We start from the raw sequence: 13,365 nt of genomic DNA on the forward strand, positions 1-13,365 counted from the left end.
GCCTGATTGCCTGTCCGGAACGCAGCGGAGACCGTGCGCCATGAAGAACCTTTCCGGCCGCAGTGCCATCGTCACCGGCGGTTTCTCGGGCATGGGCTTTGCCATTGCCACGGCTTTGGCTGAAGCCGGCGCCAATGTCGCCGTCGGCTCCTACATCGCGCCGTCCGGCGCCGACAGGTCCGACGCCGCTTACTATCCCGGCGCGGACGAAATCGAGCGCGTGCATGCGGCCCTTGCCGCCCACGGAACGAGGGTTCACGCCGCTCATCTCGACGTGCGCGACAGCGACGTCACCAATCGGTTCGCGGCTGACGCCGAGGCGGCAATCGGCCCCGCCGACATCCTGGTCAATGCCGCTGGGACGACCGCGGAGCAGCCGGTCTGCGGTCATCCCGATGCGTTATGGGACAAGATCGTCGATACCAACCTGACGGGCGCCTTCCGCGTCACGCGTGCGGTACTGCCGGGCATGATCGAACGCGGCTGGGGCCGCATCGTCAACATCGGCTCAACCGCCGCCTCGGTCGGCTGGAAGGACAACCCAGCCTACTGCGCGTCCAAGGCCGGCCTTCTCGGCCTCACACGCTGCGTGGCGCTGGAAGGGGCAGCGCATGGCGTCACCTGTGTCATGATCAGCCCGACCTGGGTCGAGACCGAACTGATGCGTCGCAATGTGGCGCAGGTCGTCGAGCGCGAAGGCAAGGGGCGCACCACTGAGGAAGCGATGGCCGAGATCGCCAAAGGCAACCCGCAGCAGCGCATGCTGCAGCCGCAGGAGATTGCGGCTCTGGCGGTATTCCTGTGCTCGGATCTCGCCAAGGGCATCACCATGGAGAACATCCAGATCACCGGCGGAGCGCTTTGGTAGCGTCTCGGACGCGCAACCAGCTGATCTCTCCGCAGATGCCTCGCTGTAAGACAAGGTGACCGGATTTGCCATTGAGCGCCGGGCGCAATAGGTTATATTGCACTGCACAATGGAGACGCCGTTTATTGCACGCCCATATTTGCGAAGATTCCGGCCGGCTCATGGCTTGCCGGCCCTGGGTCGTGTCGGCGAGACTCTGAGATGAAGATTCCAAAGTCCCTGCTGATCGATCCCGAGAAGAATTCGGTCTATGGCGCCTTTGCCGTAGTCATCTCGATCTGGGCGTTTTCCTATTCGGTCATTTTCGGCCAGGTGCTGATCCTGGCCTACTATGCGGTCTGGCTTCCGCTCATCCTGGTCGACTACCGGCGGTTTTTGCGACATCTGTCCAGCGCCTGGCTGCCGCTGCTGTTTGCGGCCTATGTCTGCTTCTCGGTTTTCTGGTCGCAGGCTCCCGGCGTCACCGCAAGGACGTCGGTCCAGTATTTTTCCCATATTGCCTGCGCCTACATAGCTGCGCGCACCGTCAGCGTGCGCACGTTGACCATAGGGGCGCTGGTCGGGATATTCGTCGTCCTTCTCTATTCTGTGAAGGTCGGGAATTATTCCGAGGATGTCCTCGACGGCACCGTGAACTTCGTCGGCGCCTTCGCCTCCAAGAATCAGATCGGCTTTGTCGGCTCGCTTGGCATCTATTTCTGCGTTGTCTTCCTTGCGTTCTACAGACGCGGCCGGCTGAGCTTCATACTGGCGGTGCCCGTCGTGCTGCTGTCGGCCTATGTACTGGTCGCCTCGCATTCCGCCACCTCGATGGCCTCGATACCCGCGGTTCTGGCGCTGGTGGCGCTTCTTGCGATGAGCAAACTTCTGTCACGCCGCTATCGCCGGGTCATCTTCCTGATCGGCGCCGGCCTGCTGGTCGTGACGGCCTTCGTCGCCTTGAATCTCGGGCTGATGGACTTCGTCCTCGGCCTCTTCGGCAAGGATTCGACGCTCACCGGGCGAACCTATCTTTGGGAACAAGGCTGGAACACGGTGCAGAAATCGCCGATTCTCGGCGTCGGCTATGCCGCCTATTGGGTGCAGGGCTTCGCTGAAGCCGAGCGGCTGTGGAACGAATTCTACATCACCACCCGCACCGGCTTTCACTTCCACAACACCTACATCGAGGCCCTCGTCGAACTCGGCTTCGTCGGAGCGACGCTGGTGTCGCTGATCATGCTGCGCACGCTCTACGGCCACGTCTCGGCGGTGATCTTCAAGGCATGGCAGGCGGACTCGGTGATCCTTTTCGGCGTGATGGTGCTGCTGCTGATCCGCTCCTTCGTCGAGGTCGAGATTCTCAACCCCTACATCATGGGTTCTTTCCTGATGTATTTCAGCTTCTTCAAGCTGGCGCGGCTGCCCGTTACCCGCAGGCGGCGGTCGCCGCGTCCCGAGCCGGCTGACGCGGCCGGGGGCGAGGCTGACTGGCCTCGGCATGCCCGCCGTCCGGCGGTCGCCGATCAGGCGTGAGCTATCGTCTCGGGACCTGAAGTCGCGTCAATACAAATTCCCCTGATCGAAGGCTCAAGCAGGCCGGGCGCGAGGCGGGAAATCCATGCCTCCGCGAAATAGACTGAAACGCTGGATTGTCAGACTCGCGTGCTCCGAGCGACCAGGACGTCCGGCGCGCAGCTGTTACTGTCCAAAAGCCGTGCTCCAGAAGCGCCAGGGCGTCCGGCCGGCACTTCCAGTTACGGCGCCGCGAAAACCAATCTCAGAACGTGCAAATGCGAATATCCGCGGACCATCCGCTCACAGAAGGCGACGAGCGTATGAAGCGGTTCTGCATTTCTGTAAAATGATGAACCGCTCAGCGCTTAGCAAGTCTACTGGCTGGCCAGCGGCGCCAGCTTGACCTTGATCACATCGCCAGGCAGCACCGGGGTTTCTTCCTTGGCGGCTATCTCGGTGGTCTTGCCATCGAGATTGCGCACCAGTGAATAGAGCAGGGTAGGTTGCTGATCGTTTGTTATAGCGGCCGCCATCGCGGGATCGCTGGCCTGGGCTATCAGGCCTTTCTGCATGTTCACCTTCAACGCGGCCTCGTTCAGGTCGGCTTCGGTCTGCTGCCGGTCAGTGGCGAGACTTGAACTCAAGGTGTTCTGGGCATCGATAGCATCCTGCTTCGCCTTGCTGATCGCCTGCTTGGCGGTGAGGATGGCGGTTTCGTAGTCCAGGATCTTGCCCTGCAGGTCGGCCACGGACTGGCGCGAATCCAGCAGACGGGCATTGGCGATCAGGCCCTTTTGCGCCAGCGGACCGATGCTGGCGAGTTGCTGCTGCGCCAGGTCGACCTGCTGCTGCTGATTGACGATCTTCTTCTGCAGCGATTCGATCTCGGACTCCAAGACACCTTTCAGATCGTCGAGCGCCTCGAGTTTCAGCTTCAGCGCCTTTTGGTCGGCCGTCAGGATCGTCATCTCGTCCGCGACGATGGCTGGCAGCCTTGGATCGCCCTCGACTTCCTTAGGCACGTCGAAACTCGCCTTGCCGGCCATGTCCGCATCGATGCGGGCGCGCCTGACGATCAGTCGAATGCGCTGGTCGTCGGAGATGTCGAACATGCCCTTGGCGGTGACAAGGTCCTTGCCGAGCTGGGGGCCGTAATCGGCGTTGCGCCTGATGCCGCCCGCGACGCTGATCGCCTTCAACACCGTCAGGTCTGGGACATAAGGAAATTGACCTGGGTTCTGGACTTCGCCCGAAATGTAGAATGGCCTGAACTGCGCCATCTCGACCGAGGCTTCCGGTCGGTCTGACAAAGCGAGCTTTTTCTGCAAAGCCTCGCCAATCGCCGCCGCGATTTCGGACGTGGTCTTGCCGGATGCCGGCAACTCGCCGGCGAACGGCACCGACAGCGTACCGGATGGACCGACCGTGTACTCGCCATTCACCGCCGACCAGTCACGAAATGTGCCTTCGACGGTCTGCCATTCGGCGACGCGGATGGTGAGCTTGTCTTGCGAGCCGAGGCGATAGTCGCCGGCGGCGGCGATATGCGGGACGACGAGCGCCATGGCAAGGCATGTGGCCAGCAAACGCGCCCGCCGCAGCCGGCCGGAATCCGGGCCGCTGCGAAAGGCTTCGAACAAATCTGTTTTCAACTCAACGTTCCGATCCGCTATAGCCCCATCGCCCGATGAGCTTGCGTCGAATGGCCGATGCCAATGTTTGGCACTGGCCACCGGCCGGTCAGTAAGAACCGCGCGACATCCAGACGGCCGGGACGGTCTTGATGATGATGCGAACGTCCTCGAACAGCGACCAGTTCTCGACATAGTGGCGATCGAAGGCGACGCGGCTGTCATAGGACACATCGTTGCGGCCGCTGACTTGCCACAGGCCAGTCAGGCCCGGGCGGGATTTCAGATAATAAACGGCGGACGTGCCATAGATCTCCAGCTCGTCGCGCACGACCGGACGAGGGCCGACAAGGCTCATGTCGCCCTGCAGGATGTTGATGATCTGCGGCAGCTCGTCTAGGCTGAGTTTCCTCAGCACTGCTCCGACACGGGTAACGCGCGGATCGTTCTTCAGCTTGCGGGTGGCGATCCATTCCGCGTTGGCGTCCGGGTTGGTGGCGAGATAGGTTGCCAATACCCTGTCGCCGTCCGGAACCATGGTGCGGAACTTCAGGCAAGGAAAAATCCGCCCGCCGCGTCCAATTCGCCTGTGACCGTAGAAAATCGAGCCGCCGTCGGAAAACTTGACCAGCAGCGCTATCATGACAAACAGCGGGCTGAGTGCGATCAATCCAATCAGTGAACCGGCGATATCGAAGCTGCGTTTGAGCAAGCCGCCGATCGGTGGCGGAAAATCGATGTCAGCCTGCGAAAAGCTCGCCGTGGCCGACTTGGCAACGTCCCTCATGCCGTAAACTCCATGCGTTGAACGAATGGTTCAGCGCACGATACCAAAAAAATGTTGCAGCGCAACACACAATTTACCACCCCATTGAAATAGTCACGTCATGAATTGACTAAATAATAAGCTTGTCATGCACAAATTTCGGCGTATTTAGCACATTTGTGACAATAAATGGGCACGGCCGAAAAAATAGGGGCCTTTGTGGGGCCGTTTTTAGGCAGACCTACCTATCTGTCAAGGCAAGCTGCAAACTAGTGCTTTATCCTGCCCTAATGCATGGTGAAAACCGTATAAAATACTACTTAATATTGTCTATCTTACTGAAAATGCCGAGGAGAGCAGATCGGCTTAGCTCCCGTCGCGTGCATTGCAGCATGGCAGAGTCGATCGCAAAAGCTCGATCAAAAATATCCGAAGTTGCCCTTGCCGCCTATTGCTCGCCTTAATAGAATTGCAAATTATACCTGTCACGGTGACGACAGGTGGAAAAGGCCGGAAGCAACCGGTCGAGAGTGGGCGACCTTAACAAGCCCACATGACAAGGGACGGCGCTCGGGTGGGGCAATCGTGATAAATACCCGAGCCGGTTTATGGGCTGTTGGGCATGGCACTTCCAAAATTCATCCTCGGGATGATTTTCGCTCTGGCGATCGTCGTCGGCTGGTCCTGGCTGGGCGGTGCGTCGATAGGCACGATATTGGTGCGCGTCATCATCTGCGCCGTGATCATTCAGGCCGGCTATTTCGTGCTCATCTACACCATGATCGCCAGGAGCGCTCCGACGCCTGCCGACATAGCCCGTGACGCCGAGCGCAAACTGAACGCACCAGAGGTCGCCGAAAGCGAGAAGCTGGGCGGTGCCAGGCGCGGCCTGCATTGATGCAGATTGCTCAAACCTGCCCCCGGTTTGGAGGCATGCTTCGAAACAAGAGACCAGGCGCCGCGTGAATCCGTTTCGGCGCGTCTTGGTCGCCGGCTCACGCGACATCGGCGGGTTCGCTCTCTGACTGTTCCCCCGACAGCATCCTCGACAACCGGCTGCCGGTTTTTTCCTTCAGCCGCTGATATTGGCCGACCTCGACGATACGGCCGTTTTCCATCGCCACCACCCAGTCGGCGAAGGCGATCATCGACGGCCGGTGCGCGATGGTCAGGATCGTCATCGTGCCGCGCAATTCGTCGATCGACCTGACGATCAGCGACTGGTTCTGCCAGTCGAGCGCGCTGGTCGCCTCGTCCAGGATGAGCAGCGACGGCTTGCGCAGCAGCGCGCGTGCGAGCGCGATGCGCTGGCGTTCGCCGCCCGAAAGCCGCACGCCGCGATCGCCGACCACCGTCTCGAGCCTGAGGTCGAGCCGTTCGACAAACTCGCCGGCGTGCGCCTGATGCAGCGCGGCCCACAGGTCGCCATCGCTGGCCCGTGGCGCGGCAAGGCGCAGGTTCGCCGCGATCGTGTCGTGCAGGAGGAACACGTCCTGCGGCACATAGGCCACCTGGTCGCGCCAGCGACGGCGATTGCTGGCATCGATCTCGACGCCGTCGACAAGCATCATGCCGGTGGTAGGCTCCAGCAGGCCAAGCAGCATATCGGCGATCGTGCTCTTGCCCGATCCGGACGGGCCGATCAGGGCGGTGACCTTGCCGGCCGGCAGGCCGAAGGTGATGCCGCTCACCACCATCTTGGCGCCAGCATCTCCGTAGGCGAAGGAGACACCGCGAATATTCAATCCCGTATTGAGGGAGAGTGTCCCGGCGTCGGCGAACTCGGTATGGCCTGGTTCGCGTTCGGCGTCGAAACGTGCCTGCAGGCTGCGCATTGCCGTAAAGGCGGGCAGGTTGATCAGCACTTGCTGGGCTTGCGTCTGCATGTCCATGAAGCGCGGCGCGATGCGCATGAAGACCAGGAGCAGGACGACGATCTCGGCCAGCGACAGGTTGAAGCGGACCAAAGCCACATAGATGAACAGGCTCAGGCCCACCACGCTCGCCACCTGGAATACCGCGGTGCCGATGGTGCTGTTGCGCACATAGTCGATGTTGTCGGCCTTCATCCTTTCAAGCGTCGACCGCAGCTGCGCGAAATAGCTGTCCTCGACATTCAGGCTCTTGGCCACCTTGATGCCGCCGAGAAATTCCGAGACCGTCCGGTACTGATCCTGGCGATTGGCGGTCAGCACACGGCCGAAGGCAGTGGCCCGTGCCCGGAAGGGCCGCAGCGCCACGAACATCAGCATGCCGATGACGACGGCAAACAGCGTCATGACCGGCGAGATGAACATGGAAACCAGGAGATAGCCAGCCAGAAGAACGGCGATCTGCACCAGCATCAGCAGTGAGAACGCCGCGCCCTGGACGCGGTCGATGTCGCCGGTCAGGGCATGATCGAGATCGGAACTGCGCATGTGGGTAAAAACGCCCCAGCGCGCCTTGCCGATGCTTTCGAACAGGTTCATGCGAACGCGGTTGACGAAATCGAACAGCAATTTGGCCATGTAGACCGACTTGAAGCGATTGAACGCCGCCTGCGCTGCAACAAGCCCGACCAGCGCGCAAAGCACGGTCGTCAGCTGCAGCGTGCCGTCAGGCACCAGCCAGCGCACGAAATCATTGTTGGGCAGCCGAACAGCGAAATCCTGGTCGGCGCGTCCGACCAGATGCAGCAGCGGGATGAGCAGCAGGATGGAGATGCCCTCGGTCAGGCTGCCGAGGATGAGGAAGAACAGCGCCGTCCATGTTCGCCGGCCGCCGATCCGGGCAATGGCGGCGCCGAATGCGGCAATTTCTCGAAACAGCGACAGGCGAAGGATTGGCTTCGACATGGTTGTGCTCACGGCCGCCGGCTGCCAGCCGACAGATCCTTTTCGATCAGCTCCACGGCTTCGCCGATCCTGTCCAGGCCCGTCGGGACTTCCAGCCGGTACACGCCGATATGGTTAGCAATCCATGAACATTGCTGAAGATGCGCCGCCGCGAAGTCGTCGGGCAGCGCCGCACGGCCGAAGCGCGTCACATAGGAGAATTTGATGATGGCCGGCAGGGCGGCAATGGCGGGCAAGGGCGTGATGTCAGCCCTTTCGCCGCGCTCGAGGACATAGATCCTGGTCGCCGGCACCTTGTCGCCTGAAAAGTCACCGTTCAGGCGATGCTGCATTTTGTCGATCGCCGGATGCACTTGCGGCCGCACTTCCGCTTCCCCGAGCGAGATCGCCGCAGCGGCGTCGGCCGCCAGCTTGATCTGCGGAAAGCCCGGAACGGTCATTGGCTCACTCGGATTGGCAAGGTCCAGCGCCACCACGTCATCGGTAAGCAGTCGATGCCCGGCCCGGATCATCGCGCTTGCCGTCGTCGACTTGCCGGCTCCCTTGTCACCCATGAAGATGGCGCTCGTGCCGGCGGCGGCGATGGCACTGGCATGCAGGACAAGCAGGCCGCGCCGGTGCAAGAGCAGCGCCATGACCGGACCGAGCAGCGGAAACGCGAGCAGCGCATCGTCGACGCCGGGCGCCGGTTCTATGTCGATACGGCTGAAATCGGTGATCAGGAACGCGCCCACGGCATGCCAAGCCAGATATTGCCGGTCCGGCTCGAAGCGAAAGTCGGCCGCGGCTTCGAGCGCCGGCTTTGGCAGGTCGATCGCGCCGACAGCGATCACGAGATCCGCCGCCCCCGGCGGCGCCGGCTGCAGTTCGGGCAACATCACCTCCGACGCGATGGTCAGACCATAGGCGCGGTAGAAGCGGCGTTTTCGCATGGCCCGGCCATGTGAACAGGCATCATCATTGTATAGAGCGAGCGGCTCGTTGCGCGGCATCACGTGGGGCTCCCGCCGTGCTGGAGTTGCCGCAGCCAGAGCGACAGCGAGGCCGAGCGCCAGACATACTGGACATCCAGGGGGGCTGCCTGATCGGGCTGGCGCAGCAGTCGCGCATAGGCAGCACTCACTTGCGGCAGATTGACATAAGGCGCGATGCGGTTCGCATCCGAGACCAGCAGCTGTTCCAGGAGGTCGCGATGGTTGCGCAGCATGCCGTTGACGAGATTGGCGGTGAAGTCGATCTTGTCGCGCCGCCACTGCACCGCCTCCGGCAATACGCCTTGCATGGCGCGACGCAGCACATAGCGACCAAAGCCGTGGCTCAGCTTCTCCTCGCCCGGCAACGCCAGGCAGAACTCGACCAGCGGCTTATCCCAGAATGGGTATCGCGGCTCGACGCCGAAATTGGCGGCGGCCTTGTCGAGAACCTCGAAAGCATGCGGGACATAGCCGTTCGACAGGATCCAGCGATGGCTCAAGGCGTCGCTGGCCTGAACGCCGGGCGGCATATAGCCGGCCCGGTGAAACCGGTCGACAAGCTCGGTGCGCTTGGCAAGGTCCGGATTGATCAGGTCGCGCCAGCTTCGTGCGCGCTGCACGTGCGCGGGCTTGCGGATCCTGTTCAGGGCACGGTTGGCCAGATGCCTCAGCTTGGCGATGCGCCAGGCCGGCCCGTAGAGGGTCAGGAACTGGAGATAAAGGCCAAGCGTGCTGTCGCCATAGGTATTGGAGGCGCTGCGGACCTCGCGCCACAGATCCATCCATCGGCCGCCATTCGCAAGCTCGTGCAGGTGACCATGGCCTTGGGAAACGACCTCGTCGCCGCCATGGCCGTCCAGCAGCACCTTGATGCCCTTGGCGCCGGCAGTCCGGTAGATACCGCGGGTGAGCGTCAGGCCCGGCGCCAGGAACGTTCCTTCCTGTTCTTCCAGCACGCGTTCGAATTCGGCGAATGGGGCATAGTTGCCGACCGGGATCAGCGTCGCGTCGACCTTCTGCTGGTCGAGAACGGCATCGATGAAGGGCCGCTCGTCCATCGGCGAGCCCCTCTCGAAAATCAGCGAGAAGGTCGGCAGCTTCGGCCTGCGCGCAGCGGCATTCTGCAGGCCGGCGACACAGGCGATAGATGAGGAATCGAGGCCGCCGCTCAGCATTGCGCCGACTGCCGAGGTCCCTCGCATGCGGTTGCGCACCGATTGCGAGAACAGATGGGCGAATTCCTCCGATGCATCCGACCGCAAGGGCCGCGCCGACGGCTCGATCTGCCAGTATCGGCGCAGCACCACCTGTTGCGCGGTGACGGTTACGCTGTGGCGGGCCGGCAGGCTGAATATATCGCTGTAGGGGGTCGACTGCGGGTCGTCGGGAAGCCCGGCCAGGAAGCCGGAGATCTGGCGCTCGCTGACACGTGCGCGGATACCTTCGACCTCCAGGATCGGCCCGATCTCGGACGCAAAGGCAAAACGCTGGTCCGCCGCGTGGTAGTAGAACGGCTTGACGCCAAAATGATCGCGCGCGCAAAACAGCGATTGCCGCTCGTCATCCCAGATGGCGAACGCGAAATCGCCTTGCAGATGCTCCGGACAAGCTTCGCCCCAGCGTAGATAGGCCCGCATCAGCACGATCGCGTCGGCCACCGACTGGTCGCGGATACCGAGCCTGGCCAGCAACTCGTCACGGTTGTCCAGCCGGCAATCGGCGGTGATGGCGAGCCGGCCGCCAGCCATCGTCAAAGGGCCTGGACCGACCTCATCCGATGTGTTGAGCCAGGCGTGGCCAAGGGCGATGCTGGTGTCCAGCCACCATGAACCGCCGTCGGGACCGCGATGGCGCATGCGCGCCAGCATTTGCTGAATGTCTGCCGCCGCGACCGCTGGTGCGTGTGCTCCGCGCAGCAGGATTCCGGCGACGCCGCTCATCGGCTGCCGTGGTCGACGAGATGGGCGAAGCCGTCGATCGATCCGCCAAGCACGATATGGTTGTCGCTGACCAGCCAGGCATGTGCTTTCAACTGCTCGCCCGTACCACGTTCGATGCCGATGCGTATCGTCGATTCATTGCCTTGGCGGGCGAGAATATACTGGCCGGAGAGCGCTTGGGTCAGGCACGTAGCGTAAGGGACGAAACGGGCCGCGGCGGCAACACCCCAGGCGACACGCCGCAGTTCGCCCATCGAGGCGCACTGCCGCGCGTCGAGCCGCGTCACCAGGCTGCGTACACGATTGTAGGACAGCAGGGTCAGCCCCAGCCGAACTGTCGCCACCACCAGCAGGCAATGGCCAAGGAAGATCATTTCCGAGCCGCTCAGGGAGAAAATCCTGACCAGCCCGTGCCGGCTTCCGCCGCGCTTCGACTGCTTGAGGCCTGTTTCCCTCGCGGGTTCCTGCCGTAAAGCCGTTGCCCGCGAAACCAGGGCCCGCGAAACCAGGGCCCGCGAAACCAGGGCCCGCGAAACTATGGCCTGCCAAACCAGCGCCTTGTGCTGGGTCGGCTTAGACAAGTGCCTCATGATGCCGTCTCGCAAGCCCATTTTCGGCCAGGCCCTTCAGCAATGCGTCGACATCGGCCTGGCAGCGCACCGGGTCGACATTATAGCGCGCAAGAACGGCGCTGCGGATGTCCCCGAGCGACCGGGGCTCCTGGATCAAATCCCAGATGAAGGCGCCGACGCCATTCAGGCTGTAGTAGACATTGGATTTGAGATTGAGCAGAGCCAAGCCATCGCCGAACTCGCAAGCCACGGCATCCTTGGTCGCACTCACGCTATCGTGGTCGGCCAGATCATGGTCGGATTGCTTCCAGTTCATCCCCGCACCTCACTGACAAAAACGCTTCGACATCTCCGGTTGGCGCAGGAGAAGTCGGGAGGCTGGCCCCCCGACCCTCTTACGTCTGCTTTTGAATCCAGAGTCCCGAAATGTCACTCTGGAAACGGCTATAAGTCTCAGGAGAACGTCAGGTCGCCGATCGGCGTGTGCGCGGGGAACGATGCGTCGATCGCCGTGTTGCCGCCGCCACCCTGGGTGATGGTCTCAATCGAACCATGAACCGTCAGGCTTGGTGTCTCGTATTCATGCTTTTCAACATTCTGTTCCATTTTACTCTCCGATTTAGGACTGGAAACGGCCTGTCGAGTGCCGTCAGCACTTTTATGCTGCAATGCAATAGCTGCACGGCAGCATTTATGAGTCAAGACTGTTTTACCTTCCGTTAATCAATTACGTTGCTGGCGTCAGGACATGAGCGGCCATGCCTAAAACTTGTCACTTTTTAGCCGATTCCTTGGGCACGATGGCAGCGCCCGCGCTGATTCTTTAAGCATGTGATTTTGCTTGCATAAGTCGTTTGCTTTGTGCCTATTTTTAGGCGTCGCTAATGGAAAGAATTTTCTGTTTGGAAAATTCGGCCGGGGATCGGCAAAAGACCTGACAAGGACATTTCAGCCGCGGTTCTCACTTCTTTCCGACGCGATCTCGATAGGCGCTCGGTTGCAAAAATTCGCACTGCAAAAGGAAAGGCTTTACGGCACCGAGGTTTTTGGTGATGTTTGCTTCGCACATGCAGCATAAGTGTTCGCGCAAACCGCTTTCTTTGGAGATTGTGCGCTAAATGGCATTGCCTGACGGCTCATACGAACGATTGCGCGCCGCCGGCTGTGCCGACGAGGTGGCCTACGTGCAGGCCTGCCTGCGATTCTATTTTGCCGGGCCGCACGCCGGCGCGGGCGACATTTCGATGCGTGATCTGGACGGTGCCAAAATTGCCGACATCGCCAGGCTGAACAAGGTCGCCACCTTTGTCCTCAAGGCCCTTTCGCGCGCACCCGCGCTTGAGAGGCCGCCTGAGCTTTTCCGATGGCTCGACACCTACCGCAGGAGAACGGTTTCGATGAACGCGTCCTGCATCATGGATTCCATGGCGGTCCATGATGTGCTGCGCGCCAGCGAGATCGATTTTGTTTTTCTGAAGGGTCCGTTCCAGCAGCAGCTTCTCTACGACGACCACTTCATGAAGCCGTCCGGCGATGTCGACATTCTGGTTTCGCCGCTCGGATTTGTCAGGGCGCGTGATGCCCTTCGCAAGATCGGTTATGAGGTATCAGGCAAGTCGAACTCCGTCTGGTGGGTCCGCTTCCTCGGCGAACAGCACATGACCCGGGACGACGGGCCGAGGTCGTCCACGGTAGATCTCCACTACCGCCTCCAGCAGCCCGGCTCGCCAAGCCCGCGCGACGCGGACGGGTTCCTGCGGCGCAAACGACAGGTCGAAATCGCCGGTGCGACGGTGCCGTTCACCTCGGTTGCCGATACTTTGCTTTTGTCCTGCATCAGCGTTGCCAAGGCACTTTTCAACCGGGAACCTTGCGCGGGCTACGTCTGTGATATCAGCGCCAGCGCCGGCCGACTCGACGAGGCGGATCAGCAGCGTTTGCTCGATGCCGCAACCGTGCAAGGTTTGGACGACACGCTGCTGCTTGGCCTGCGCGCCGCCGATGTGCTACTCGGCGGTGCTGGCACGCTGCTGTCGCAGCGCGCGACCAGGATCCTGTCGCGCATCGGCAATGAGGATCTGCTCAGCATGGTCATCGCGCCGTGGCTGCCGTCGCTGCGGTGGCCACAGCGGCGAACGGTGCTGTGGGAACTGTGCGGCCGCGCGCCGGTCCGCTATCTGGCCGAAGCCGGCTGGGCGGCGTCCGCCGATATCAGCCGCCGTATCTTCGAGCGGCCGGGGAGTCGCTGAATGAAGGCAAATCGGGTGCTGATGGCAATTC

Annotated in this window: 12 protein-coding genes; 4 read left to right on the plus strand and 8 right to left on the minus strand. The window is 61.6% G+C overall.

Annotated elements, in window-relative coordinates:
- The first annotated feature begins 40 nt into the window (after positions 1 to 40).
- Both NKI99_RS25340 and NKI99_RS25345 read left to right on the plus strand, forming a co-directional pair.
- Positions 41 to 868, plus strand: a complete 828-nt coding sequence (locus NKI99_RS25340; protein WP_352612483.1) for an SDR family NAD(P)-dependent oxidoreductase — start codon at positions 41 to 43, stop codon at positions 866 to 868.
- 201 nt (positions 869 to 1,069) lie between these two features.
- Positions 1,070 to 2,383, plus strand: a complete 1,314-nt coding sequence (locus NKI99_RS25345; protein WP_352612485.1) for an O-antigen ligase family protein — start codon at positions 1,070 to 1,072, stop codon at positions 2,381 to 2,383.
- A gap of 356 nt (positions 2,384 to 2,739) precedes the next feature.
- Here the strand turns inward: NKI99_RS25345 and NKI99_RS25350 are convergent, their stop codons facing one another.
- Together NKI99_RS25350 and NKI99_RS25355 are read right to left on the minus strand one after the other, a co-directional pair.
- On the minus strand, positions 2,740 to 4,005 hold the full coding sequence (locus tag NKI99_RS25350; protein WP_164892842.1) for a polysaccharide biosynthesis/export family protein: 1,266 nt from the start codon (positions 4,003 to 4,005) through the stop codon (positions 2,740 to 2,742).
- 100 nt (positions 4,006 to 4,105) lie between these two features.
- Entirely contained in the window at positions 4,106 to 4,783 is a 678-nt protein-coding gene (locus tag NKI99_RS25355; protein ID WP_023811581.1) for a sugar transferase, read from the minus strand.
- A gap of 601 nt (positions 4,784 to 5,384) precedes the next feature.
- On the opposite strand from NKI99_RS25355, the gene NKI99_RS25360 reads away from it, so the two are divergent.
- Entirely contained in the window at positions 5,385 to 5,660 is a 276-nt protein-coding gene (locus tag NKI99_RS25360) for an exopolysaccharide production repressor protein (protein ID WP_023811582.1), read from the plus strand.
- Positions 5,661 to 5,757: 97 nt separating this feature from the next.
- On the opposite strand, the gene NKI99_RS25365 is transcribed toward NKI99_RS25360, so the two are convergent.
- From NKI99_RS25365 to NKI99_RS25390, 6 genes are all read right to left on the minus strand, one after another.
- Positions 5,758 to 7,599: an ABC transporter ATP-binding protein gene (locus NKI99_RS25365; RefSeq protein WP_352612486.1), complete on the minus strand. Its 1,842-nt coding sequence runs from the start codon at positions 7,597 to 7,599 to the stop codon at positions 5,758 to 5,760.
- Between the two features lie 8 nt (positions 7,600 to 7,607).
- Positions 7,608 to 8,594 (minus strand): phosphoenolpyruvate carboxykinase (ATP), encoded by a 987-nt coding sequence (locus NKI99_RS25370; RefSeq protein WP_023811584.1) that lies wholly within the window; start codon positions 8,592 to 8,594, stop codon positions 7,608 to 7,610.
- On the minus strand, positions 8,591 to 10,513 hold the full coding sequence (locus NKI99_RS25375; RefSeq protein WP_352612488.1) for a lasso peptide isopeptide bond-forming cyclase: 1,923 nt from the start codon (positions 10,511 to 10,513) through the stop codon (positions 8,591 to 8,593). The genes NKI99_RS25370 and NKI99_RS25375 overlap by 4 nt, the downstream gene beginning before the upstream one ends.
- Complete coding sequence (locus NKI99_RS25380; protein ID WP_352612490.1) at positions 10,510 to 11,103, minus strand: lasso peptide biosynthesis B2 protein; 594 nt, start codon at positions 11,101 to 11,103, stop codon at positions 10,510 to 10,512. Before NKI99_RS25380 ends, NKI99_RS25375 begins: the two co-directional genes overlap by 4 nt.
- Complete coding sequence (locus NKI99_RS25385) at positions 11,087 to 11,401, minus strand: PqqD family protein (protein ID WP_023811587.1); 315 nt, start codon at positions 11,399 to 11,401, stop codon at positions 11,087 to 11,089. Before NKI99_RS25385 ends, NKI99_RS25380 begins: the two co-directional genes overlap by 17 nt.
- Positions 11,402 to 11,538: 137 nt before the next feature.
- Complete coding sequence (locus NKI99_RS25390) at positions 11,539 to 11,691, minus strand: lasso peptide (RefSeq protein WP_013891488.1); 153 nt, start codon at positions 11,689 to 11,691, stop codon at positions 11,539 to 11,541.
- Positions 11,692 to 12,203: 512 nt separating this feature from the next.
- Between NKI99_RS25390 and NKI99_RS25395 the strand changes: the two genes are divergently transcribed.
- Positions 12,204 to 13,334 carry a nucleotidyltransferase family protein gene (locus tag NKI99_RS25395; RefSeq protein WP_352612492.1) on the plus strand — a complete coding sequence of 377 codons (1,131 nt, stop codon included), beginning with the start codon at positions 12,204 to 12,206 and terminating at the stop codon, positions 13,332 to 13,334.
- Positions 13,335 to 13,365 lie beyond the last annotated feature (31 nt).

Source organism: Mesorhizobium sp. M0239, assembly GCF_040321815.1.
GTDB lineage: Bacteria > Pseudomonadota > Alphaproteobacteria > Rhizobiales > Rhizobiaceae > Mesorhizobium.

Bases quoted from the DNA above. Each gene is read 5' to 3' on its own strand.
- NKI99_RS25340 (WP_352612483.1), top strand. From the start codon at position 41: ATGAAGAACCTTTCCGGCCGCAGTGCCATCGTCACCGGCGGTTTCTCG.
- NKI99_RS25345 (WP_352612485.1), top strand. From the start codon at position 1,070: ATGAAGATTCCAAAGTCCCTGCTGATCGATCCCGAGAAGAATTCGGTC.
- NKI99_RS25355 (WP_023811581.1), bottom strand. From the start codon at position 4,783: ATGAGGGACGTTGCCAAGTCGGCCACGGCGAGCTTTTCGCAGGCTGAC.
- NKI99_RS25360 (WP_023811582.1), top strand. From the start codon at position 5,385: ATGGCACTTCCAAAATTCATCCTCGGGATGATTTTCGCTCTGGCGATC.
- NKI99_RS25365 (WP_352612486.1), bottom strand. From the start codon at position 7,599: ATGTCGAAGCCAATCCTTCGCCTGTCGCTGTTTCGAGAAATTGCCGCA.
- NKI99_RS25375 (WP_352612488.1), bottom strand. From the start codon at position 10,513: ATGAGCGGCGTCGCCGGAATCCTGCTGCGCGGAGCACACGCACCAGCG.
- NKI99_RS25380 (WP_352612490.1), bottom strand. From the start codon at position 11,103: ATGAGGCACTTGTCTAAGCCGACCCAGCACAAGGCGCTGGTTTGGCAG.
- NKI99_RS25385 (WP_023811587.1), bottom strand. From the start codon at position 11,401: ATGAACTGGAAGCAATCCGACCATGATCTGGCCGACCACGATAGCGTG.
- NKI99_RS25390 (WP_013891488.1), bottom strand. From the start codon at position 11,691: ATGGAACAGAATGTTGAAAAGCATGAATACGAGACACCAAGCCTGACG.
- NKI99_RS25395 (WP_352612492.1), top strand. From the start codon at position 12,204: ATGGCATTGCCTGACGGCTCATACGAACGATTGCGCGCCGCCGGCTGT.